We start from the raw sequence: 22,946 nt of genomic DNA, 5'->3' as shown, positions 1-22,946 counted from the left end.
GCCTCCGCGGCAGTGCAGCCATTACCAATGTGACCCCAGAACTGACCGACAACAGACCTCAACGGCGGAAGAGGCACAGCAACACTCCTAAATCAGATGTGTTGCATCCACCCCTTGAAGGGAAGGCGGAAACGCGTGACACAAACCCACATTCGAGGCGATCAGCCAAGCTGGTCGATGATCGCGGCCAGCGTGTCGAGGCCCATGGGCCCCGGCTGATACAGGAAAACGGTGTCGGCGACACCGTCGACACGGTCGCGAATGTGTCGCGCCACGTCGGCACGGGTGCCGCAGGCCGCGATGGTGTGCAGCATCTCGTCGTCGATCAGGCTGGTTCACCCTACGCAGCGCCCATGCGGTTGACTAAGGGCATGCCCGACGCGACCTGGACCGCCGATGTCGTCGTGGTAGGGGCCGGGTTCGCCGGCCTCACCGCGGCCCGCGAACTGACGCGACTCGGACACGATGTGCTGGTGCTCGAAGGCCGCGACCGGGTGGGCGGACGCTCGCATACCGGTCATGTCGCCGGCATCCCGGTCGATCTGGGCGGCACGTTCGTCGGCCCGACGCAAGACGCGGTCCGGGCGCTGGCCGACGAGCTCGGTATCCCTACCGTCCCGACCTACCACGACGGCGCCAACCTGATCCGGTGGCGCGGCGCCGTCCGCTCGTACAGCGGCACCATTCCGCGGCTGTCGCTGGGGGGTCTGATCGACATCGCCCGGGTGCGTTGGCAATTCGAGCGGATCGCGCGGGCCGTTCCGCTGACCGAGCCGTGGACCGCCCGGTGCGCCGCGCGGCTCGACGGGCAGTCGCTGGGCGACTGGTTGCGGTCGGTGCGCGCCAGCGCAACCTCACGCGATCTGCTGGCCATCATGGCCCGGGTGACCTGGGGATGCGAACCCGACGACGTGTCGATGCTGCACGCCGCCCGCTACGTGCGGGCGGCCGGCGGTCTGGACCGGCTGCTCGACGTGGAAAACGGTGCCCAGCAGGACCGTTTCCTGGCCGGCACGCAACAGATCGCCGACAGGTCGGCGGCCGAGCTCGGCGATCGGGTGGTACTGGAGGCCGCAGTGCGACGCGTCGATCACCACGACGGCGGGGTGAGCGTCACCTGCGAGAAGGGCCGCGCCGACGCCAAATTCGTCGTAGTCGCGATCCCGCCGGCCCATCGGAGGGCCATCGAATTCACTCCCCCGCTGGCTGCCGAATACGACCGACTCGCCGAAGGTTGGCCGCAGGGCCGACTGTCCAAGGCGTATGCCGCCTATGCCACCCCATTCTGGCGCGGCAACGGGGCCTCCGGTGAAGCGCTGTCCGACGAGGGCCCGGTGTTCATCACCTTCGACGTCAGCCCGCAGCCCGACGGACCGGGCATTCTGCTGGGGTTCGTCGACGCCCGCACCTTCGACGACCTGCCCGCCGATCAGCGTCGGCAGCGCGCGCTGGAATGCTTCGCATCGCTGTTCGGCGAGGAAGCGCTCAAGCCCCTCGACTACGTCGATCACCGTTGGGGCGCAGAAGAATTCGCGCCCGGCGGCCCGACCGCTGCGGTGCCACCCGGCTCATGGACGCGCTACGGGCCTTGGTTACGCCGTCCGGTCGGACCGATTCATTGGGCCGGCACCGAGACCGCCGACGAGTGGACTGGTTTCCTCGATGGCGCGGTGCGCTCGGGGCAACGGGCAGCCGCCGAGGTCGCCAAGCGGCTATGAGCTGATGCGTCGGCTGCCCCTGAACGACTCGGCGAGCCCGCGCAGCTCCCGGCTGACCTCGGCGGGGCGTTCCAGCATCGAGCAGTGCCCACCGGGCAGCACGACGAGCTCCAGCAGGTTGGGTGCGGCCGCGGCGATCCGCCGGGATTGGACCAGGGGCGTCAGCCGGTCGCGTTCGCTGCCGATAACCAGTGTCGGGACGGTCAGGCCGGCGAGGTTGATGTGCCGACGCTGCAGCGCATCGACCAACGCCTTGCCGCAGCCACCGCGTCCTAGCGGCGATGTGGCGTTGAACAGGTCGTAGATCAGCGCGCCGACCTCGGGCTCGGCGTCGGCGCCGACCGCCAGCATCGAGATCATTTCGCGGCTGGCGCGCCGTACGGCGGGCGGCACCGTGAACGAACCGAACATGTTCACCAAGGCGCGCGCACCGAACACCCGGACCGGGGCGAACGGCGCCGGAACCGGCAGCAGCCGCACCTCGCGCAGCAGATCACCGGTGGTGGTGTTGATCAGCGCGACGGCGTCGGCGCGCGCCTCGACCTTATGGCGGTACCGGTCTGACCAGGCGGCGATGGCCATGCCGCCCATCGAATGTCCGGCGATGACGGCACGCTCGCCCGGTGCCAGGGTGGCCTCCAGCACGGCGTCAACATCCGACGCAAGGTGAGCAAGGCTGTACCCGCCGCGTCGGGGAACGCCGCTGCGGCCATGACCGCGATGGTCAAACGCAATCACCCGGTGATCGGTGGCCAGCTCGGCGATTTGGTAGGCCCACACCCGGATGGCGCAGGTGATGCCGTGCGAAAGCACGATCGGATAGCCATTCTCGGGCCCGAATACCTCGGTGTGCAGGCGGGTGCCATCCGGGGCGCGGACGGGGACGGTGCGGCTGGGCGGCAGTTCCCCCTTTGAATCCCCCTTTGAAGCCCCCGGTATAGAGCCCAGCGTGCGCGCCGATCGTCGAGAACTCATCACGGCTCCCCTCGGATGCGGCGCCGTCGCCGCGTGGCGAGAGTGTATCCGAGGCGACCAGCCCCAACGGCCAAAATGACCCCGACGCTAATTAACCTGGGGTTTAGCGGCGCCCAGTTGGCGGCATCCTCGATGCGGCTGTTCCTGGCTAAGGAGATCCCGATTTGAAACTTTATGCCGCACAGCAGCCTATAGGCTCGCACTATCGGGGGAATTGGGCTGGAAGAGGAGCGAACGATCATGGCAATTGACGCGGACACCGGGGCCCGCACACCACTCGAGAACGACTTCCACGGTGACGTCGCGGCTACCCAGCGATACTTCGACAGCCCGCGGTTCGAAGGAATCACTCGCCTGTACTCCGCACGCCAAGTTGTAGAGCAGCGCGGCACCATTCCCAGCGATTACATCGTTGCGCGCGAGGCGGCGCAGGCCTTCTACCCTCGGCTGCGCGAGCTGTTCGCCCAGCGCAAGAGCATCACCACCTTCGGCCCGTACTCGCCGGGGCAGGCAGTGACCATGAAGCGGATGGGCATCGAGGGCATCTACCTCGGCGGGTGGGCGACTTCCGCCAAGGGCTCGATCACCGAAGACCCGGGGCCCGATCTGGCCAGCTATCCGCTGAGCCAAGTGCCCGACGAGGCCGCCGGGCTGGTCCGCGCCCTGCTGACCGCTGACCGCAATCAGCAATACCTGCGGCTGCGGATGAGCGACGAACAACGTGAAAGAACACCGGCGGTCGACTACCGGCCGTTCATCATCGCCGACGCCGACACCGGCCATGGCGGCGATCCGCATGTGCGCAACCTGATCAAGCGGTTCGTCGAAGCGGGCGTGCCGGGATACCACATCGAGGACCAGCGCCCGGGTACCAAGAAGTGTGGGCATCAGGGCGGCAAGGTTCTGGTGCCGTCCGACGAACAGATCAAGCGGCTCAACACCGCTCGCTTCCAACTCGACATCATGCGGGTGCCCGGCATCATCGTCGCGCGCACCGATGCCGAGGCGGCCAACCTGCTGGACAGCCGCGCCGACGAGCGTGACCAGCCGTTCGTGCTCGGCACTACGAACTTGAAAATCCCGTCCTACAAGTCCTGCTTCCTCGCGATGGTGCGACGCTTCTACGACGCGGGATTCAAAGAGCTCAACGGTCATCTGCTCTATGCCCTGCCAGACGGCGAGTACGCCACTGCCGATGCCTGGTTGGAGCGTCAAGGCATCGCCGACTTGATCGCCAAGGCGGCCGCGGCGCCGGACCACGCGCAGGTGTCGATCGACGCGGTCTTCGACGAGGTCGAGTCGAAGTTCGTGGATGCCTGGCAGGACGACGCAGGGCTGATGACCTACGGCGAAGCCGTGGCGGAATTGCTCGAATTCGCTGAGAGCGAGGGCGAACCGCGCGACATGAGCGTCGCCGAATGGCGGGAGTTCGCCCAGCGCGCACCGCTCAATACCGCCCGCGAAAAAGCCCGCGAGATCGGCGCCGACCCCGGCTGGGACAGCGAGCGGGCCAAGACGCCGGAAGGCTATTACCAGATCCGCGGCGGCATCCCGTATGCGATCGCGAAATCGCTTGCCGCAGCGCCGTTCGCCGATATTCTCTGGATGGAGACGAAGACGGCAGATCTCGTCGACGCGCGCGAATTCGCCGACGCGATCCATGCCGTGTTCCCCGACCAGATGCTGGCCTACAACCTGTCACCGTCGTTCAACTGGGACACCACCGGCATGACCGACGATGAAATGCGGGCGTTCCCTGAAGAGCTCGGCAAGATGGGCTTCGTTTTCAACTTCATCACCTACGGCGGACACCAGATCGACGGCGTTGCCGCCGAGGAGTTCGCTACCTCGCTGCGTCAGGACGGCATGCTGGCGCTGGCGCGTTTGCAGCGCAAGATGCGCCTTGTCGAGTCGCCTTACCGCACGCCGCAAACCCTGGTCGGTGGGCCGCGCAGCGATGCCGCGCTGGCCGCCTCCTCCGGCCGCACGGCGACCACCAAGGCCATGGGCGAGGGCTCCACGCAGCACCAGCACCTGGTGCAGACCGAGGTGCCGAAGAAGCTGCTGGAGGAGTGGCTGGCGCTGTGGAGCGAGCACAACCAGATTCCGGAAAAGCTTCGCGTGCAACTGCGGCCGCGACGTGCGGGATCCGATGTGCTCGAACTCGGCATCTACGGCGAGGGGGACGAGCCGGTTGCCAACGCGGTCGTTGACCCGATCAAGGACCGGCACGGACGCAACATCCTCACGGTGCGTGACCAGAACACGTTCGCCGAGAAAATGCGCAAAAAGCGGCTGATGGACGTCATCCACCTGTGGCTGATCCATCGGTTCAAGCCGGAGATCGTGTACTACGTGACACCGACTGAGGACAACATCTATCAGACCGAGAAGATGAAGTCCCACGGCATCTTCAGCAACGTCTACCAGGAGGTCGGCGAGATCATCGTCGCCGACGTGAACCAGCCGCGCATCGACGAGCTGCTGGCCTCCGACCGCGAGGCGCTGAAGCGGCTGATCGCCAAGGAGGATTGAGGTCGGCGCCGGGTACACCGTGACCTCGAGGAGACCGTCATGACCGTCGGTACAGCTCCCGCAAGCGTTTTCGACGCCGATCTTCCGACGCTCACATACGACGCCGAGGAAACTCCCGCAGGTGTCTACCCGCGTATTCAGCAGGCGCAACGGCTGGCCCCAATCGCACTTGGACCCTATGGACCCGAAGTGCTCTCGTACCACCTGGTCCGTTCAGTTCTTCGTGATACCCGCTTCCAGATTCCGCCCGGCATCAGCCTGCTCGCGCAGGGCGTCACTTCGGGCCCGTTGTGGGACAAGGTGGTCAATAGCCTGCTGTGCCTGGAGGGCGACGCGCATCATCGGTTGCGCAGTCTGTGCTCCAAGGCATTCACGCCCCGAACGGTTACGCGCCTGCACGACACGATGATCGAGGTGATGAGCGGTCTGGTCGATGGAGTGGCAGATGCGGGCCACTGCGACGTCGTGGCCGATCTCGCGCGCCCCTACCCGGTCCCGATCATCTGCGCGTTGCTCGGTGCACCCCGAGAGGATTGGCAACAGTTTTCCTCGTGGGCCGACGACGTCTTCAAGGCCTTCAACTTCAACGTCGATATTCGCGAGGTCGAGCCTGTCGTCATGCGCGCGTGGCGCGAGCTCGACGACTACGTCGACGAGATGGTCGCCCGGCGGCGGCACAGCCTGACCGACGACCTGCTTTCGGACCTCATTCGCGCTGAGGATGATGGCGATCGCCTCGACGCTGCCGAATTGCGCATGCTCGCGGGCGGCCTGCTCTTGGCGGGTACGGACACCACCCGAAATCAGGTGGCCGCCTCGGTCCATGTCCTATGCGAGCACCCCGAGCAGTGGGAGCTGCTCAAGGGGCGCCCCGAACTTGCGATGCACGCGGTTGAAGAAACCATGCGCCACTCGCCGATCGCGTGTGGAACGCTTCGCTTGGTGGCCGAGGAGGCCGAGCTCGACGGCTACGTATTCCCCGCCGGAACCATGGTTCTTCTGAATACCTTTGCAGCCAATCGTGATCCGGCCGTGTACGACGACCCGGGCCGCGTGGATATCACTCGGGAGGGAGCGCCGCCGATCCTGACCTTCGGCGGCGGCGTGCACTACTGCTTGGGCGCCAACCTGGCCCGGCGTGAGATTGCCGAAGCGCTCAACGTCCTCGCAAGCCGGCTGTTGAACCCGCGCGTGGGCGGACCGGTGCCATGGAAGCCGATGGTCAGCCTGAGTGGGCCGAAGAGTCTGCCCATCGAGTTCGACCGATAGTCAGCTCGACACGATTCACGAGCTGACTAGCTCCGGGTGGAATTTGGCGGCCATCCGGCGCATCCCGTCTTGCCAGTCGACGGCGGCGGCGCCGACGAGCTCACGCATCAGGCTCGGGTCGGTGGGATTACCGCGCAACGCCTGCTCGCTCTCCTGGAAGACCGGTACCTTGCCGACCAGCGAGCCAAGGTAGCCGCACCACTCCTGCAGGCTGACGGTCTGCTCCCCGCACCAATTGAGCGTGGTCGCCGGAACTGAGGCCACCTCAAGCAATTTCGGGATGGTCGCGATGATGTCGTCCTCGTGGATCGGGGTGTAGCGGGCCGGACCGCCGGCCGGGACCGGGATCGGGATGCCGCCGAGCATCATCTCCATGTGATAGAACGGCCAGCCGCCGTTGTCGCCGTACGGCACGTTGAGCCGGGCGATGGTAGTCGGAACGTCGAGCACGCGGGCCATCGTCCTGGCAACGACCTCGCCGGCGATCTTGGAGATGGAATAGGTTGGGAACAAAGGCTTGTGGTTGTCGCCCAAGGCAGCGTGCTCGGTTCGCGGTTCGTCGCCCGGCGGGTCGTAGACCGCACCTGACGAGCAATGTAGGAACGCTTTGGCGTTGCGGCAGTGGGCCATCAGCAGCCCGACTGACTCCGCGTTGGCCGCGAGATCTTTCTCCCAGTTCCCGCTCTTGGCCACCGCCAAGTTGAGCACGTAATCAAAATCGGACGGGATGCCGGTGAAATCCCCGGCGGCCAGGTTGACCGTCTCGCACCGCACCCCTGACTTCTCCAGGGCCTCGCGTACCGCCGCGTTGGTGAACCGGGCGATACCCCAGACTTCGTTTTCGGCCGCCAGGGCTTGGGCGATGGGACTGGCAACCTGTCCGGTTGGCCCGGTGATCAGGATCTTCGCGCCGCGCATGCACTGATACTAGGCCGGGCTCGGTTTGCATCCGGCGCTACCTCAGGTTGGTTGGAATAACTGGGTACACCGATCAGTTTACAACCAGATCCGGTGATCTCCGCCGACACCGCTAGGAGCCGACGCTATGTCAACCGTCCTCCTCACCGGAGCCAGTCGTGGGATCGGTCGCGCCATCGCCGAGGAGTTCGCCCGGCGTGGACACCGCGTGGTGGCCACCGCACGTGATCCGCGTTCGCTGGCCGACCTCGACGTCAGTGAACGCCTAGCCCTCGACGTCACCACCTACACCCTGCCCGCGGATCCCTACGCAGAGCTACTCAAAGGCGGCGGGCCGCGGGACGGAATGATCACCCCCGAGCAGGTCGCGGCAGAGATCGCCGACGCCGCCGAGAAGCCGCAGCTGCCGTTGCGGATTCCCATCGGCGATACGGCCCGCGCGATGTTGGCCGCGCGCCGCGCCGCACCCGACGACGTTCCGTTCGTGCCCTCTGGTGGCTAGGGCCGCATTTCGTAGGCGCCGTCGTAGGCCTTGACCTGCTGCCAGACCCGGTCGAAACGGTCCTGATCGGCTACCGGCTTGCGCACCGCGGCGATCGCCCAGTCCTGTTGCGCCGACGTGGAATTCGGCTTGCCATGCAAGGCGACAGCATACTGGGAGAAATCGCGAATCTGGACATTGAAGATCTGGTCCAGCAGGTCGGCATCGAGTCCGATCAGACCGGCTTGCTCGAGAATCAACTGGCCATAGACAACCAGCGTGAACAGGTGGCCGACGACGAGCAGGAAATCGAGGTCGCGCATTTGGTCTGCGTCCGGCGCGGCGGTGGCCAGCAGCTCTTTAAGCGCAAGGGTCTGCTCATAGAACAGTGCCACATTCGGTATCGTCAAGTGCTTTTCGTAGACCGCTGTCCAATCGGCGAATTGGACCTTTGATGCGCCCCGAGCCGGGCCCTGTGCCCAGAAGAACACGTCGTCGGCCGCGTCGGCGCGGGTGCCGATCTCCGGGTAAGCGGCCGGGTTGAACATATAGTTGGGCATGAACTTCAGGATCTGGGCGACGTTGACGTGCACCGTGCCTTCCAGCCGCGGCAAGGCGCCGATCAGCCGGGCGACTTCGCAGAAGTACGTGTTCTTCTCAAAGCCTTTGGCGGCTAACACATCCCACAACAGGGTGACCACCGTCTCGCCTTCGGAGGTGACTTTGGCCTTGGTCACCGGGTTGAACAGCAGGTATCGACGGTCATCGAGGCTGGCACTGCGGAAGTAGTCGATCGCTCGGTCGCTGAACAGTTTCATCGCGACCAACCTGGCGTAGGCCTCGACGAAGCTGGCCCGCACGTGGGGGAAGTCGGTAACCGGATTGCCATACAGGATGCGGTTGTTGGCGTGCGTGATCGCCTCGTAGAAGGCGTGCTCGCACATCCCGATCGAGCCGCTGCACAGGTTGAACTTGCCGACATTGACGGTGTTGAGCGCGGCCGAGAACGCCTCCGGCCCTGTGCACAGAATGTCCTCCTCGTGCACCGGATAGTCGTTGAGCCGGAAGTTGCTGACATACATCTGGCCGTGGACGACGTTGCCGATCAGTTCGTAGTTCTGGTGGCCGCTGTCGGCGACGAACCACACGTAACCGTCGGCGCCGTCGACGTCGGTGCGGCGCGAGAACACCGACACCATGCCCGCCACGTTCCCGTTGCCGATGTAGTACTTCTCCCCTGACGCGCGAAAGATGACACCCTCGTCGTCATCGCTAGCGGGTGTCAGCACCATGTCGGTGTTGTAGATGTCGGCGCCGTGCTCGCGCTCGGAGAGCGCGAACGCCATCACGCCGCCCGCGTCGAGTTGTGCGGCGGCGCGCTCTTTGGCTTTGATGTTGTCGCTCTGCCAGATCGGCCCGAGGCCCAGGATCGTCACCTGCTCGGCGTACCAGTACGACAGTCCGTAGAACCCGAAGATCTCGCTCAGCGCGGCGTTGCGGGAGGTGTCCCAACGCTTGTTCGGGTCGCCGCCGCCGTACTCCGAGGGGGTGAGGAAGGTCGCGAAGATCCGCTCTTGCTTGATGAAGTCGAGGAAGTCCGACACCCACGCCGCTTCGAGATCGTCGCGCAGCAGCTTCGCCTTGCCGCGGCTTTCGAACCAGTCGATCACCGCGCGGAGTTGGCGCCGCGTCTCAGAGTCGAAGTGCAACGGGTCGTAGGTGTTCGGATCGAACAGCAGTTTGCGGGAGTTCGCCATGGCTGGCCCCTTTCATCGGCGCGCGCGTCGAATCTAGCGCTAGTCACCTGATGGATCTCGAGAAGCTAACGATTTGGTCGTCGAGCGGCGCGGGGACGCGCGCAACTTCATCAGCCTTGTTCTGGTGAAGGCCCGATGTCGTCGCCTAGGCCTTACATCCGCGCCACCGTCGCCGCGGCGGCATTTTCGGCGATGTTCGCCTGCCGGGTGCTATCGGCAGCTGCCGACCCCGCGACCGACGCCCTGGGCTTCGTCGACTCAACCGCACACTGCGCGGCGCCGGATACCGCGGTGGTTTTCGGCAGCACGGCGAGCTCGCGGGTGGCGGTCTGCAAAACCCAGAGCGGTAAGTATGAGTATCGCGGCGTGCGAATAGGCGACGGCGCCAAGCTGGTCGTGCCGGCGACGGCGTCCGGCGACGGCGGATACGTGGCCGAAAACGACGGCGCCACCTACACGGTGACGTCGAAGTCTCTGGAAGTCAGCGAGGGTAACCGGGTGATCCACTGAGAACCGATGGTGTATTTCCACGGGCCGAAAACGCCTGCAGCATCGCCGGCTACCTCCGCGCCGGCCGCGCCGCCACCGTCGCCGACAGCAACGACGCCGTTGCCGCCACCGTTGCCCGCCGAAGTGGGCGGCACCCGACACTAGTTCGCGGGCGCCGCAGCCGAAATCGATTGGCTTACGGTGTAACTGTCGATTCCTTCGGTGCCCAGCTCGCGGCCGTAGCCACTGTTCTTGACACCGCCGAACGGGGCTGCCGGATCCATGATGTAGCCCTCGTTGACACCGAACGTGCCCGACCGCACCCGGGCCGCCACGCCGTATCCGCGGTCGACGTCGGAGGTGAACACCGACCCGGCCAGCCCGTACTCGGAGTCGTTGGCGACCCGGATCGCCTCGTCCTCGTCACGATAGGAAATCACGGTCAGCACCGGGCCGAAGATCTCCTCGCGGGCGATCCGCATGTCATTGCTCGCATCGCTGAAAAGCGTCGGCCGCACATACCAGCCGGTGTCGAGACCGTCGGGCATGTCGGCGCCGCCGGTCACCAGCCGCGCCCCTTCGTTTTTGCCCGATTCGATGTAGCCGCGGACCCGTTCTTGCTGACGCTTTGCCACCAGCGGGCCGATCTGGCTGTTCGGATCGGCCGGGTCGCCCACGGTCATCGACTCCATCGCCGCCGCCAACGCGTCGACAAACTCGTCCTCGCGGCCGGCCGGCACCAGGATGCGACTCAGCGCGTTGCAGACCTGGCCGCTGTTGGCGAGGCTGGCCATCTGGATACCGGTGGCGACGGCCGACGGGTCGGCGTCGTCGAGCACGACGGCCGCCGACTTACCGCCCAGTTCGAGGCTGACCTGCTTGAGTCCCGCGGCGCAGGCAAGCGCTACTTGGCGGCCGGCCGCGGTGGACCCGGTGAATGAGACCTTGTCGACGCCCGGGTGTCCCACCAACAGCTCGCCGACCTCGCGACCGCCCGGCACCACGTTCAGCACACCGGGCGGAAGGTCGGCTTCGGCGACCAGATCGGCGAGCAACTGCGCGTCGAGCACCGATTCCGGCGCCGGCTTGAGCACCACCGAACAGCCGGCCAGCAGCGCCGGCACCGCCTTGGCGACGGTGAGAAACTGCGGCATGTTCCACGGCACTATCGCAGCGACTACTCCCACTGGCTGCTTCAGAATCCGAATGTCCTTGCCGTACAACCCCGGACGGGTCTGCTGCCATTCGTAGCTACCCGCCAATCCACAGAACGCCGAGATCATGGTCAACGGCAGGCGAACCTGCGCCATTTTGGCGAAGGTGATGGGCGCACCGATTTCGGCCGAGATCAGCGCCGCCATGTCGGCTCGCCGTTCCTTGTAGATGCCCGCCAGCCGGGTCAGCGCCTCGATGCGTTCGCCGGGCTGCATGCGTGGCCACGGTCCGGTGTCGAAAGCGGCCCGGGCGGCTTCGACGGCCCGGTCGATGTCGGCTGGTCCCGCGCAGGCAGCGTGACCGATGACTGCCTCGGTGTGCGGCGATACCACCGTGATGACGGCGTCCGACTCCAGCCCGGACATCGGCGGAGTCCACTTCCCGTCGATGAAAAGCTGATCTCTCTCGTACATCTATTCGCCTCAGATCCCTATCTAGGTGTTGCGACCGCCGTTGACGCCGAGGATCTGCCCGGTGATGTAGCTGGCCTCCTCGGATATGAAGAACGAGCATGCGGCGGCAATATCCTCGGGGCGGCCCACCCGGCGCACCGGTGTGCGACTGATGTGGTCCTCCACCGAGCCGCCGAGCAGATGCCGACTCTCGGCGCTGCGCAGCATCGGTGTGTCGATGAACCCCGGCGGTACCGCGTTGACCGTGATCCCGGACGGCCCGTATTCCAGCGCCAGCGATTTCGTCAGGCCGTTGACCGCCGATTTTGCGGCCACGTAGTGCGCCATGAACGGTTGGCCGGAGTGCGTGCTAGACGACGAGATGTTGACGATGCGTCCCCATCCGGCCTCGACCATGTCGGGCAGCACGGCCTGGATGGTGTGGAATACGCCGTTCAGGTTGACGTCGATCACCTTCGACCATTCAGAGAAGGACATATGCGCGAACTTCTTGAAGCCCTCTACCCCGGCCGCGTTGACCAGCACCAGGATCGGGCCGAACCGTTCGCGGATCGCTGCGACGGCGGTGTCGATCTGGGCGCGGTCGGTGACGTCGGCGACGTGGCCGAACCCGTCCTCGGTCGGTGACAGGTCAATGACGGCGACCCGAAATCCGTCGTCGCGCAACCGTTGGGCGACCGCGCGGCCAATCCCTGACGCACCGCCGGTCACGACCGCCGTCTTCAAGCCCGTAACCCGCCTTCCTGAGCGACCGCCCAAACATGCCTATCACTCCGCGTCGACGGCGGTCAAGTGAACGGCCTTGAATCTCAACCACCGGCTTGGCGGAGACTGTTGTGGAACGGACGCCAAACCTTGACCGCTGCGAGCAGAGGTGCGAGCATGAGGCCGGAATGATTTGGGCGGTCGCTCAGGTAGCGGGGCCCGCTATCGGACCGGCCGTATGATAGGACCAGACTGTGACCGCATCCGAACGACCAAAGCCGCGCGACTCCACGACTCGCGACATGCTGGTCGACGCAACCAGTCAGATCATGGTAGAGGAGGGCTACGCCGCAGCCACATCGCGCCGGGTGGCGGCCAAAGCCGGTGTGAAACCGGCACTGGTGCATTACTACTTCCCGACCATGGACGAGTTGTATCTGGCCGTTTTTCGTCGCGGCGCCGCGGTCTATTTGGAACGCCAGCAGAATGCGCTAGCCTCTGACCGCCCGTTGCACGCCTTCTGGGAGACCCTCACCGAACCCAAGGACACCCGACTGCTTTTGGAGTTCATGGGGCTGGCGAACCACCACAAGGAGATCAAGGCAGACATCGCGGCCTGGTCCGAGCGGTGGCGCGAGCAGCAGATCACCGCGCTGAACTTCATCGTCCGAGAACACGGTATCGACACAGACGAATTTCCGCCCGCCGCCATCGCGGTCGTCATCGCCGCGATCGGCCGCACCCTGATTCTCGAGCAGGGCCTCGGCACCGCGGGCGGTCACCAGGAGGCCGTCGCACTGGTCAATCGCTTCCTCGACCGATTCGAGATGCCGACACCGAAGAATCGCCGGGCCCGCAGCGCACCGGATGCGTCTCCTTAAGGCAGTACGACGCGCAGCCGCTCCCAGCCGCGGACAGTAGATGTTGACGCGAGTTGCGCTGTGTCGTAGTCGATTTCCCATTCTGGCCAGCGGTTGAGAATCTCGTCCAGTGCGACGCGACCCTCCAAGCGTGCGAGGTTCGCGCCCAGGCAGTAGTGCACGCCTTTTCCAAAGGTGATGTGCGAGATGTTGTCGCGGTGGATGTTGAACGTATCCGGATCGGTGTACCGGCGGGGGTCGCGATTAGCGGCGCCGAAGAGCAGCAGCATGGCACTGCCGGCCGGAACGGTGGTGCCGTAGAACTCGAAATCCTTTGCCATCCAACGGGCGACGTGAGGTCCGGTAGGCTCGAACCGTAACGTCTCGTCGACGGTACGGTTCAGCAGCGATCGATTCTGGTGAATTTCGCGGCGTTGGTCGGGGTGTTCGGCGAGCACCTTGGCCAGCCAGCCGATCAGTCGACCGGTTGTCTCGTTTCCGGCACCGGCTACCACCAGGGTGTAATGCAGCACCTCTTTACGCGTCAGCTTGCGATGCACGCCCTGCTCGTCGTCGAACTCGACGTTGAGCAACGTCGTCATCAGATCGTCGGACGGGTTCTGCGATCGCCACTCGACGTAGTCGGCGTAGATCCGGCCGTCGGCAATGGAGTCGGCGTCGGCTACCTTGAGCGGCGCGCCCGGCTTGGTGCGTAAGTTGGCATCGTTGGCGTCACGAACTGAGATCTGTTCGGATTCAGGGATTCCCAGCAGCATGCCGATAACTCGCATCGGCATCATCGATGCCAGCTCGGCGATGATGTCGAACCCGTCGGACCCGACGAGGGGATCGAGGCACCGGATGCAGTATTGCCGGATCTGGTCTTCGATGGCGGCCATCCGGCGCGGCGTGAACACCCGTGACATCAGCCCGCGCAGCATCGTGTGCTCGGGTGGATCCTGAAACATCATCACGCCGCGGGGCATATCGAATTTCGATTTGACCAGTTCGAGGATGTCGCTTCGGCGGCTGGAGAAGACCTCCCAGTCCGCCAAAGCCTTCTCGACGTCGGAATGCCTTGATATTGCCCAAAAGTCGTACTGCTCATTGTGGTAGATCGGGGCCTGGTCGCGCAGCCGCGCGTAGGTTGGGTACGGATCGGCATTGATGCCGACGTCGTAGGGGTCGTAGTAAACATCCGTGTGGTTGGCTTGAGTCATCGATGCTTCCTTACTTCAGGCAACTGCCGGCGTCGACTGGCAGTGCCACCCCCGTGATATAGCGCGCTTCGTCGGAGGCCAAGAACAACACTGCGTTGCTGATGTCTTCGGGGGTCACCCAGGGGATAGGTAGGTAGTGGAAGCTTTGGCACACCGGCGCAAGGTCATCCGGGCCGGGATTCTCCAACTCCGGCCGGAAAGCTCGATAGGTAGCCTCGTTCATCAGCAACGGCGAATTCACATGCGTCGGAAGAACGGCGTTTACCCGGATCATGCGCTGCCCCAGTTCGACTGCGAACGAACGCATTAAGCCGATCACACCGTGCTTGGCCGCAACGTAGTGGCCGACGTGTGGATAGGCCTTATTGCCGGCGACCGATGACGTCAGGATAATCGAACCGCCGCGACCGCCTGACAGGATGTGCGCAACGCCGGCCTTCACCGTCTTCCACACGCCACTGAGGTTGACGTCGATCATCTCCTGCCACAGCGCCTCGTCGGTCTTGTGCAGCTTTCCGGCGGTCGTACCGATTCCGGCGTTGGCGACGATGACATCAAGCCGGCCCAGTTGTTCCACCCCGCTATCGACGGCGGCGCGCAGTGCATCGAAATTACGAACGTCCACTTCGGCCGTCATGACACGGCCGCCTGCGTCCTTGACCATGCCGGCGGTCACGTCGAGATCCTCCGGCGTGGCGCCCTCGGCGGGCGAAGCCTCGAACTTCCGGCAGATGTCGACGGCGATGATGTCGGCACCCTCTTGTGCCAATCGGACGGCGTGACTTCTGCCCTGGCCGCGCGCAGCGCCGGTCACGAATGCGACCTTGCCGTCCATCCGGCCCGCCATGCCGACCTCGATCCCTGATGTCCACCGATGCAAGATTTGGGCGATCGCCCAATTGTACGGCCACGCCATGTTTAGCAGCACCGCGCTGAGGTAGTCAAGACCCGTGCAGACCGGCTAAATCCAGTTCGGATACCGGTCGCGCGCCCTATTCTCGGTGGATAGGTATTGCCGGCTGCGGAAACAGGAGCACCTCATGAACACCGTCCGCAATAAGAAGACATTGCGCGCCTCGGCGATCGGCGCGGCCGCCGCAGTTTCGCTTTCGACATTGCTGTACGCGAGCGCCGGGACCGCGCAGGCCGAAACCAATCCGACCTACTTCGCGAATCAGGACGGCAGCCTTGAGGTTATCTACGGCGGTGGCGGGATGGCGGTGTACGCGACCATCGTCGATGCGCACAATCCCCCAGGCGCGACGGAGGTCTGCCACTACCACTCGGTGGGCGTGATGAATACGCCAGCGCTTCCCTATGATCGCAACACCACGGTGACTGGTCCCAGCCCGTCGGCCCCGCTGACCATCATCTTCCCGGCGCTCGGAACCTACGGCGTCGACGTGACCTGCGACGGCACCGGCAATTCGGCCTCCTACTCCCCAGTCGTTTATTGATTTGCCACACCGCGCCGAACACCGCAGTAAGGTGCTGTCCGTGAGCGGAGACTCATTAGCCAAGGGTCGCGGGCGCTGGTTAGCTTTCGCGGCCACGCTGGTCATCTCTGCCGCCATGCTCTACGCCCAACACACCGAGCCTCGGTGCTGCGTCAAGACCACGCCGGCGACACCGGCGACACCGGCGGCAGCGCCGACAACCGCCAGACCTGCGCCGGCCGACGCGCCGCACATCGCCACTGCCGCCGAAGCGCACTTGTTGACGGCAGACGCACCGGTCGCGGCCCAGAATTTCCAGTTCGTATTACCTCCCGGCGTCGCGCCGGAGAACGGGTTGCAGGTCAAGACCATCTGGGCTGCCCGTGCGATCAGCGTGTTGTTCCCGCAGATCACCACCATCGGTGGCTACCGGCAGGATGCCTTGAGGTGGCATCCCAACGGATTGGCCATCGACGTGATGATCCCGAACTTCCACAGCCCCGAAGGCATCGAGCTCGGCAACCAGATCGCCGGATACGCCCTGGCGAACGCCAAACGATGGGGCGTACTGCACGTGATCTGGCGGCAGAAGTACTACCCGGGTATTGGCGCGCCGAGCTGGACGGCGGACTACGGCAACGAAACCGCCAATCATTACGACCACGTTCACATCTCCACCGACGGCGGTGGCTATCCGACCGGGCACGAAACGTACTACATCGGGTCGATGACCCCTACGCCGCCAGACTAATTCGCTATCCGGCGAAGGGTGGTCGGGCCATGACGGTGGGGCGAACCCGTATCGAGGTCCGGCGTGGGCCGCGCCGAGGCTCGGGCCGCCGGCCAGCGGCATACCACCCAGCAGGTTTCCCTGTCCCCCGGTCTCCGGTGAAGCGGGGGCTAGACCCTCGACGGAGATCGGCGCGTGGCTTGGCGCTGGGGTGGCTCCTGCCCAGGATGACGGCACCGACAACTTGCCGAGCGAGGCCGCGTTGCCCAGCCCGGCAGAGATCGGCGCGCCGCCGCCCAGCATTCCGCCACCACCACCACCCAGCATTCCGCCGAAGCCGCCCACGCCCGCGGCGGGAGCGGCCTCGGCAGCAGCTGGTCCGGCGCCACCGAGCATGCCCGTGCTCTTTGCGATCTGGACACCGAAGTTGGCCATACCGACGCTGAAGTACGGCAGGCCCTCGGTGTTGTACCAAAGCGACGAGTAGCTGTTATAGCCGGTGACTACCTCCGGTGAGTATCGGGTAGGACGTGGTGGCCGACGTTGTCGACGCGGGCGAAGCAAGGCCCTGCAACTGGCTCGGCAAGCTGGAAACCAGCTCGCTGAACGTGGACTGAGCGGTTCCCGCCGAGGTTGCCGTGGCCGACGTCGTCGCGGTGGCCTGCGTAGCCTGGGCGCTCGGACTCGCGACCTGCGGTGCCGCGGTAAACGGCGTTACCTTGGTCGCAGCTGCGGACTGACCCGCATAGCCATACATCGCGGTGGCGACGAGATGCCGTCGCCAGAAGACACCGAGCGGGTTAAGCGACGACTGGCTGCAGTCGGCTGGCCGGTGAACGACGCCTTCGGAAATTCGGAGTAGACGGCGGTGATGACAGCCAGGAGATGTGGGCGCAGGATGTGCCCGGGGCTCAGACGACCAGACGTCTGCCTGACCACCGAAGACCTTGCATATAACCCTGGAGTTATATTAATGTCGATGTCTTGGGAAATACTCCTGCTCGAGGAGGTCGAACACTGGTACTTCACGCTCGACGACGATGCGATGACCGCGGTCACCGGTGCCATCGACTTGCTCGAGATGGAAGGACCAACGCTGGGCCGGCCGACGGTGGATAAGGTCAAGGGATCGAAGTTCCACAGCATGAAAGGAGCTGCGGCCCGCGGGCACCAGCATCCGGGTCCTGTTCATTTTCGATCCGCGACGGCAGGCGATTCTGTTGCTTGGCGGTGACAAGGCGGGTGACTGGAAACGCTGGTACGACAAAAACATTCCGATAGCAGAGCGACGCTACGAGAGCTGGCTCGCAGCCGAAGTAGGTGAATGACCATGGCACGCAACTGGCGCGAGGTTCGCGCAGAAGCAGTGGCCGAGGGCCGCGTCGATAACGGCCGCGCCGACGCGGCGCGTAAAGAAATGCACGACGCCGTGCAGGCTCAGCGCCTCGCCGAGATCCGGAAGGCGCAAGGCCACGCCCGCCAGTCCGACATCGCCGCCGCGATGGGCGTATCGCAGGCACGGGTGTCCAAGTTGGAGAACGGGGACCTGTCGCATACCGAACTGGGCACGTTGCAGTCCTACGTCGCCGCACTCGGTGGGAGTCTGCGAATTGTCGCCGAGTTCGACGAGAGCACTGTGGAACTAACCGGCTGAGTCGAGTAACCGATAGCGGCGCTTCTTTGCCCGGAGTCTGACGTCTCGAAACCAACGTTCTCAGTTTCTCCAAAGATCGCTGCAAAACTTGGGTGTCACAAGCACACTCGACAAGCGCTCGCGCCGAAGTGTGCACCGACCAGGATGCGATTGAAAGGGCCGGGCAGATAGGCGGGGATGGATAGCCAATGTCTGGGGATAGCGGCGAGTCGGCCAGCACTATAGCGACCACCCTTGGCGTCAGCCGGGCAACCGTCTATCGGATACTTGAGCCGCTCACCTAACGCCTGAAAGCACGTCAGCTTGCGGTGCCAGTCGTGATAATTAGGGGGGTTCGGGCGTGAATCAGCAGATGGCCGCAGACTGCTTACCTGAAATCGCCACGGCGCCACCCAACTGGAGGGCACCGCAGCCTAGGTCGAGGCCGCGGGCACCAATGCGCTAATGTCCTCGCCTTGCAGAAGCTTGACCGTCAGAGACACGTCGAAATAGTCAGTCCAGCGAGTGATCTTCCCGCTCTCATTGAGCACAAAAGTCCCCATGACGGGAACGGCGGGCTTCGTGCCGTCAGGGGCTTGGATGTAGTCAAGCCGTTCGGTCAGAACCACAGAGCCTTCGCTGGCGATGTTCAAGATCTCAAACGCGTAGGCATCCGGAAACATCGAAAACTGCGCCCCCATGTTCTCCAAGATCGCCTCAACACCTGTAAACGCCGGCATCCCGACGTTCTGGTAGACCGCGCCGCTAGCGAGGAACGGACGCATCGCCTCGGGATCGCGCTTCTCCATCAGTGCGCAGAACTGGCGAACAATTTCGACAGGGTCAGGCATCAAGGAACCTCCGTTATTCCATCGGATGTGAATGAAATTGGTTACCAGTTGCTCGGCCTTCCATTCCAGGTGCTGCTCGGAGGCCCGAAAATTTGGATGTAGGTTCGTACCCGCGCGGCTCACCCATTGCTGCCTGGCGCGCAACGTTGGCTCACGGATCCGAGTTGCGCGGTCGGACGCCCGTTGGGCTGGCCGCTCATCCAGGTGGACATGATTCCGACGGAATACGGGCCCTTCTGGCCGTTCTTCTCGTAAAAGCCCTGAGGATCAAAGACCTTGGCGTCCGGATACGGCCAGGGGCAAGCGACTGACGTTGCTGCCTTCGACCACTTGATGGCCGTGAACGCGGCGCCGTACATCAAGTACGCCACGTTAATGATGGCGAGCATGACCAGAAACGAGCCCAGTGCCGGCCGGCTGCGGAAGATGCGGGCGCGCTGGGCCAATTTCTCAGAAACCGTGCGGCCTGTGTCGTCGCGATAGACCAGAATCCCCGCCGGAATCATCACCACCGTGACCAATACGGATTCCCACAACAACGGAAACTGGTGCGGTGTGCCGACGAAGATTGAACCGAACGGGATCACCTGCGCGTAGATGTACATACCAGTGCGCACCAGCGTGACCTCAAGAATCATGTCGATGATGAATCCGAAGACCAATATCAGTACGCCAAGACTGCTCAGCGGATGGCGCCACACGAACGCATCAACGGGCCGACGAGCCTGGATTTTTCGCAGGACCCAGGCTGCCGGAAAGTACGGGCCGAACTGGAACATCACATAGCCGATGACGACAAACGGTTCGATCGTGGGCGAGAGCGACACCAGTGGCCAGGACTCCGGCCAGTGCCACAGCCGGGGGTTGTACACCGCGTATGGCGCCCAATTCATGATCGGGTCCTGCCAGACGATGATGGTGGTCACCAGACCCATGAGCAGGTAAGGGTGGGGGCCATAACGACGCCAACCCCACACGAAAGCCGCGATGAGGCCGATGACCGCGATGATCGTAAAAACTTGCAGCGCCCCGAGCCAATGCGTGTAACCGAAAAGTGGCTCGACCGGACGCGGCGCCCCGGTCACGTTCGGATTTCCGATCCGCGCGTCGGGGTAGTCGCGTGCATTCCATGCGATAGCCACGACGGCGCTGATACCGAGGACAGCGAAAAGCCAAGCCCATATCGTGCCTGCCGATGAGCGGTTCGGCGCCGTGTCCGGGCGTCGGGTCGCCGCTGTGGTTTGTTCAGTGGTCACTGATCACTCCTCACAAATGATTCGTACCTCGTCGGCGACGCGGAGGTGGTAGGGACGGGTGCGGTCGCTCATGATCACGCATCGGCCTCAACACACGTTTGAGTCGCACCAGGCGCGAACGATGTCAGTCCGCTTCCCTTGTAGTGGGCGACGATTCGCTCGTACTCGCACCCATTGCGCGCCAAGGGCGTGTCGGTGAGTCGATGGGGTAACCAACGGTAAGCAATACGAAGCAGCCTGGTCAGCACGGCGAACTCCAAGGCATGTCGGCGCGCCCAGCGCATCGGGACCAACGACCGCACACGGGGGTGCATGATGCCGAAACCCAAGACCGCCACAATGTGTCCGCCGATCGGTCCCAGCAGCCTCCACAGCGGCGCCGTGACAACAGGCATGTACTCAGGCCGTCGCGGCCGGAGCGTGGCGGCCATGACGATGTCAAGGCTCGCGGTGTGTTTGAGTTTCTCGACCGCCATCTTCTCGTAGTACGCGCACAGCTCCTCATAGCTATCCGGGAGTTGTCGTGCGCGGCCGGGCATCTGCAAGTCTTTAGTCAGCGCACGAAAGCGGTCCCAGATCGCCTGGTTGCCCGCGACGCTGAGGTCTTCGCCGCTGAGAGCGATGAAAGCACCACGATGCATGAAGAAGATACTGATCAAGTTCCAGTTCCAAGGCTCGGGGGTTAGTGCGCTATAGCGAACCCCGTCAGGCCCAACGCCTTTGATGTCGCGGTGCAGCCGAACCAGCCGCTGCATCTCCTCGCGGCGGTCCTCGTGCTTGGTCATAAACGTGAGTTGATCGGATGCAGCCGTGCGCCGCGCGCGTCCGAGGGGGTCGTTCTTTATCCGGGCCGTATCAACCAGTGCCGCCGACACCGCTGGCAGCATCATCTCGTCGAAGAGGGCAGGCGCGAACAGAACGAGGAACCGCGATCCCATCACGCGCTCGAATCGGTCTGCGACAGATTCGACTGAAGTGCACATGGATTCGATCGGCGTGTTCGGAGTGTCGATCGACCTGTCCAGGAATCGGACCGACATGGTTGACCCTTCTGTCAGATAATTCTGGTGCATGGCTGCACCAGAAGCTATTGTGGTGTCAGACTGCACCAGAAATCTCGAATGGTCAAGGGGGTGTCAGGCACAATGCCGTTGATGGCAATCGCGAAGCGCTCCTACGGTGGCGTGACGGCCGACGAACGTCGCGTCACCCGCCGAGTCGCTCTGATTGAGGCAGCTCTCGATCTATTCGCAGAGGACGGCGCACGAGCAGTGTCGAAACGCGCGGTGTGCGCGCGGGCCCGGCTCAATGACCGCTACTTTTACGAGCATTTCACCGATTCGGATGCATTGATCGAAGCGATCGTGCGTGACCTTACCGCCGAGGGGTTGCAGGCAGTTAAGGCTGCGACGAGTAGCGCGGCGCCCGACATACGCGCGCAAGTCCGCGCCACGGCCGATGCGGCACTTGATTTCCTCACCGCTGACCCGCGTCGTGGCCAGTTGCTCCTGCGCTCCCACACCTCCGAGGTTTTGCAGCACGCCCGCGTGGACAGCACACGCGCGATATCCAACGCCATGGCCGCGATGATCAGGGATCCACTCGGTCCTGCCGCAGCCAGCCAGCTCGACACCGACCTCGCTGCGTTTGCCCTGGTCAGCGGTGCTATGGAGGTTATCGCTGGCTGGCTGCGTGGCGACTTCGACACTACCCGTGAGCACCTCGCTGACATTGTCGCTGGGCTGCTGTTGGCCGTTGGCGACATTTCCACCGCACTCCCCGGACAGGCGGGGCGGTCTTAGCAGCGTGGATCGGCTGTCCGAAACCTCGCCGCGCTGGGACCCATGGCCTCCCGATCAGCTTCGAGTCCCGTCCGCAGTCAGTCCGCAGTAGTTTCGACGACGGGCTTAACCACCGAACTGCTTCAACGCTGTGACCCGTGCTTTTCCGACGCTGCCAACGCGGTCCGCCGGCCCAAACGCCCATGTTGTCTCGTTCGCCTCGAGTAGGCCAGGGGAAGCAGAAACGTGCGGTGCTTTTCGGCACCCGGTGCAACACCACCACTCTTCCCATCGGTATCACTCGATTGCAGTACGGCGACGGCACCGTTGAACGGCACATCAGCTTGTACGCCCCCGACGTCGAACTTGACGCGGCCACAGCACGCAAGCTAGCGGCCGACTTGCTGAACGCGGCCGACGATCTCGACCTATACCCGACTTTGGAGGCACCGTGAGCAGCCTCGGATCCATTTCCGGCACGCTTGGCTGATCGACGAGCCAGTGCGACGGCACGGCGCCGCGACGCGGCCCACGAGCCGGAAAAAACGCCTTCCGGCGCTGGACGCGCGGAAGGCTGTATAGGTTGTCCAGATTGTCCGGCGGGGACGGTGACTGTTTCGCGCCCCGGCGTCGGTGTCGTGTTCGTCATCGGCGTGCAACCCGCCAACGCGCCGGTTACAGCCCTTCGTCCCGATCCCTAAGCG

Annotated in this window: 23 protein-coding genes and 3 pseudogenes; 14 read left to right on the top strand and 12 right to left on the bottom strand. The window is 64.2% G+C overall.

Going from position 1 to position 22,946, the window contains the following annotated elements; genetic code table 11:
* Nucleotides 1-161 precede the first annotated feature (161 nt).
* Nucleotides 162-332, bottom strand: a pseudogene (locus WAN71_RS25495) (LLM class F420-dependent oxidoreductase); the annotation flags it as partial.
* Between the two features lie 39 nt (nucleotides 333-371).
* Between WAN71_RS25495 and WAN71_RS25490 the strand changes: the two are divergent.
* On the top strand, nucleotides 372-1,718 hold the full coding sequence (locus WAN71_RS25490; RefSeq protein ID WP_422227989.1) for a flavin monoamine oxidase family protein: 1,347 nt from the start codon (nucleotides 372-374) through the stop codon (nucleotides 1,716-1,718).
* Here WAN71_RS25490 and WAN71_RS25485 read toward each other — a convergent pair.
* On the bottom strand, nucleotides 1,713-2,693 hold the full coding sequence (locus tag WAN71_RS25485) for an alpha/beta fold hydrolase (protein WP_422227985.1): 981 nt from the start codon (nucleotides 2,691-2,693) through the stop codon (nucleotides 1,713-1,715). The genes WAN71_RS25490 and WAN71_RS25485 overlap by 6 nt on opposite strands.
* Nucleotides 2,694-2,933: 240 nt before the next feature.
* Here WAN71_RS25485 and aceA point away from each other — a divergent pair, with 240 nt between their 5' ends.
* Both aceA and WAN71_RS25475 read left to right on the top strand, forming a co-directional pair.
* The gene (gene aceA / locus WAN71_RS25480) at nucleotides 2,934-5,228 is read left to right on the top strand and encodes an isocitrate lyase ICL2 (RefSeq protein ID WP_422227984.1); all 2,295 of its coding nucleotides are present in this window, start codon (nucleotides 2,934-2,936) and stop codon (nucleotides 5,226-5,228) included.
* Nucleotides 5,229-5,267: 39 nt separating this feature from the next.
* Nucleotides 5,268-6,497, top strand: coding sequence for a cytochrome P450 (locus WAN71_RS25475; protein ID WP_422227983.1), 1,230 nt, complete (start codon nucleotides 5,268-5,270; stop codon nucleotides 6,495-6,497).
* Between the two features lie 15 nt (nucleotides 6,498-6,512).
* Here WAN71_RS25475 and WAN71_RS25470 read toward each other — a convergent pair whose 3' ends face one another.
* On the bottom strand, nucleotides 6,513-7,415 hold the full coding sequence (locus WAN71_RS25470; RefSeq protein ID WP_422227982.1) for an NAD-dependent epimerase/dehydratase family protein: 903 nt from the start codon (nucleotides 7,413-7,415) through the stop codon (nucleotides 6,513-6,515).
* 127 nt (nucleotides 7,416-7,542) lie between these two features.
* On the opposite strand from WAN71_RS25470, the gene WAN71_RS25465 reads away from it, so the two are divergent.
* Complete coding sequence (locus tag WAN71_RS25465) at nucleotides 7,543-7,917, top strand: SDR family NAD(P)-dependent oxidoreductase (RefSeq protein ID WP_422227981.1); 375 nt, start codon at nucleotides 7,543-7,545, stop codon at nucleotides 7,915-7,917.
* On the opposite strand, the gene WAN71_RS25460 is transcribed toward WAN71_RS25465, so the two are convergent.
* The gene (locus WAN71_RS25460) at nucleotides 7,914-9,653 is read right to left on the bottom strand and encodes an acyl-CoA dehydrogenase family protein (protein ID WP_422227980.1); all 1,740 of its coding nucleotides are present in this window, start codon (nucleotides 9,651-9,653) and stop codon (nucleotides 7,914-7,916) included. The genes WAN71_RS25465 and WAN71_RS25460 overlap by 4 nt on opposite strands.
* 135 nt (nucleotides 9,654-9,788) lie before the next feature.
* On the opposite strand from WAN71_RS25460, the gene WAN71_RS25455 reads away from it, so the two are divergent.
* Nucleotides 9,789-10,163 carry a hypothetical protein gene (locus WAN71_RS25455; RefSeq protein WP_422227979.1) on the top strand — a complete coding sequence of 125 codons (375 nt, stop codon included), beginning with the start codon at nucleotides 9,789-9,791 and terminating at the stop codon, nucleotides 10,161-10,163.
* Between the two features lie 140 nt (nucleotides 10,164-10,303).
* On the opposite strand, the gene WAN71_RS25450 is transcribed toward WAN71_RS25455, so the two are convergent.
* Nucleotides 10,304-11,770, bottom strand: coding sequence for an aldehyde dehydrogenase (locus WAN71_RS25450; RefSeq protein WP_422227978.1), 1,467 nt, complete (start codon nucleotides 11,768-11,770; stop codon nucleotides 10,304-10,306).
* A gap of 21 nt (nucleotides 11,771-11,791) precedes the next feature.
* A complete protein-coding gene (locus WAN71_RS25445; RefSeq protein ID WP_422227977.1) occupies nucleotides 11,792-12,496 on the bottom strand; it encodes an SDR family NAD(P)-dependent oxidoreductase in 705 nt (234 codons plus the stop codon).
* Nucleotides 12,497-12,777: 281 nt separating this feature from the next.
* Between WAN71_RS25445 and WAN71_RS25440 the strand changes: the two genes are divergently transcribed.
* Entirely contained in the window at nucleotides 12,778-13,356 is a 579-nt protein-coding gene (locus WAN71_RS25440) for a TetR/AcrR family transcriptional regulator (protein WP_422227988.1), read from the top strand.
* Here WAN71_RS25440 and WAN71_RS25435 read toward each other — a convergent pair.
* On the bottom strand, nucleotides 13,353-14,555 hold the full coding sequence (locus tag WAN71_RS25435; RefSeq protein ID WP_422227976.1) for a cytochrome P450: 1,203 nt from the start codon (nucleotides 14,553-14,555) through the stop codon (nucleotides 13,353-13,355). The two genes, WAN71_RS25440 and WAN71_RS25435, sit on opposite strands and share 4 nt — an antisense overlap.
* A 10-nt stretch (nucleotides 14,556-14,565) precedes the next feature.
* The gene (locus tag WAN71_RS25430; RefSeq protein WP_422227987.1) at nucleotides 14,566-15,402 is read right to left on the bottom strand and encodes a mycofactocin-coupled SDR family oxidoreductase; all 837 of its coding nucleotides are present in this window, start codon (nucleotides 15,400-15,402) and stop codon (nucleotides 14,566-14,568) included.
* 193 nt (nucleotides 15,403-15,595) lie between these two features.
* On the opposite strand from WAN71_RS25430, the gene WAN71_RS25425 reads away from it, so the two are divergent.
* Nucleotides 15,596-16,012: a hypothetical protein gene (locus tag WAN71_RS25425; protein ID WP_422227975.1), complete on the top strand. Its 417-nt coding sequence runs from the start codon at nucleotides 15,596-15,598 to the stop codon at nucleotides 16,010-16,012.
* Nucleotides 15,981-16,742 carry a glycoside hydrolase gene (locus WAN71_RS25420; protein WP_422227986.1) on the top strand — a complete coding sequence of 254 codons (762 nt, stop codon included), beginning with the start codon at nucleotides 15,981-15,983 and terminating at the stop codon, nucleotides 16,740-16,742. The genes WAN71_RS25425 and WAN71_RS25420 overlap by 32 nt, the downstream gene beginning before the upstream one ends.
* A 93-nt stretch (nucleotides 16,743-16,835) precedes the next feature.
* Here WAN71_RS25420 and WAN71_RS25415 read toward each other — a convergent pair.
* Nucleotides 16,836-17,024: pseudogene (locus WAN71_RS25415) on the bottom strand (PE/PPE C-terminal domain-containing protein); the annotation flags it as partial.
* Between WAN71_RS25415 and WAN71_RS25410 the strand changes: the two are divergent.
* From WAN71_RS25410 to WAN71_RS25395, 4 genes and pseudogenes are all read left to right on the top strand, one after another.
* Nucleotides 16,933-17,208 carry a hypothetical protein gene (locus WAN71_RS25410; protein ID WP_422227990.1) on the top strand — a complete coding sequence of 92 codons (276 nt, stop codon included), beginning with the start codon at nucleotides 16,933-16,935 and terminating at the stop codon, nucleotides 17,206-17,208. The pseudogene WAN71_RS25415 and the gene WAN71_RS25410 sit on opposite strands and share 92 nt — an antisense overlap.
* A gap of 492 nt (nucleotides 17,209-17,700) precedes the next feature.
* A pseudogene (locus WAN71_RS25405) lies at nucleotides 17,701-18,049 on the top strand (type II toxin-antitoxin system RelE/ParE family toxin).
* Nucleotides 18,046-18,375, top strand: coding sequence for a helix-turn-helix domain-containing protein (locus tag WAN71_RS25400; RefSeq protein WP_422227974.1), 330 nt, complete (start codon nucleotides 18,046-18,048; stop codon nucleotides 18,373-18,375). The pseudogene WAN71_RS25405 and the gene WAN71_RS25400 overlap by 4 nt, the downstream one beginning before the upstream one ends.
* A 188-nt stretch (nucleotides 18,376-18,563) precedes the next feature.
* The gene (locus WAN71_RS25395) at nucleotides 18,564-18,659 is read left to right on the top strand and encodes a helix-turn-helix domain-containing protein (RefSeq protein ID WP_422227973.1); all 96 of its coding nucleotides are present in this window, start codon (nucleotides 18,564-18,566) and stop codon (nucleotides 18,657-18,659) included.
* A 129-nt stretch (nucleotides 18,660-18,788) separates the two neighbouring features.
* Here the strand turns inward: WAN71_RS25395 and WAN71_RS25390 are convergent, their stop codons facing one another.
* The 3 genes from WAN71_RS25390 to WAN71_RS25380 form a co-directional block, all read right to left on the bottom strand.
* On the bottom strand, nucleotides 18,789-19,205 hold the full coding sequence (locus WAN71_RS25390; RefSeq protein WP_422227972.1) for a limonene-1,2-epoxide hydrolase family protein: 417 nt from the start codon (nucleotides 19,203-19,205) through the stop codon (nucleotides 18,789-18,791).
* A gap of 119 nt (nucleotides 19,206-19,324) precedes the next feature.
* Complete coding sequence (locus WAN71_RS25385; RefSeq protein ID WP_422227971.1) at nucleotides 19,325-20,461, bottom strand: spirocyclase AveC family protein; 1,137 nt, start codon at nucleotides 20,459-20,461, stop codon at nucleotides 19,325-19,327.
* Between the two features lie 74 nt (nucleotides 20,462-20,535).
* Nucleotides 20,536-21,501: an oxygenase MpaB family protein gene (locus tag WAN71_RS25380; protein WP_422227970.1), complete on the bottom strand. Its 966-nt coding sequence runs from the start codon at nucleotides 21,499-21,501 to the stop codon at nucleotides 20,536-20,538.
* Between the two features lie 114 nt (nucleotides 21,502-21,615).
* On the opposite strand from WAN71_RS25380, the gene WAN71_RS25375 reads away from it, so the two are divergent.
* Complete coding sequence (locus WAN71_RS25375) at nucleotides 21,616-22,263, top strand: TetR/AcrR family transcriptional regulator (protein ID WP_422227969.1); 648 nt, start codon at nucleotides 21,616-21,618, stop codon at nucleotides 22,261-22,263.
* A 230-nt stretch (nucleotides 22,264-22,493) separates the two neighbouring features.
* Nucleotides 22,494-22,697, top strand: a complete 204-nt coding sequence (locus WAN71_RS25370) for a hypothetical protein (protein ID WP_422227968.1) — start codon at nucleotides 22,494-22,496, stop codon at nucleotides 22,695-22,697.
* Nucleotides 22,698-22,946: the final 249 nt, after the last annotated feature.

Origin of the sequence: Mycobacterium sp., from assembly GCF_049280035.1 — a bacterium.
In the GTDB taxonomy this organism is placed as follows: domain Bacteria; phylum Actinomycetota; class Actinomycetes; order Mycobacteriales; family Mycobacteriaceae; genus Mycobacterium.
The sequence above is the reverse complement of the archived record's forward strand: the minus strand, read 5'-3'. Positions and strand labels throughout refer to the sequence as shown.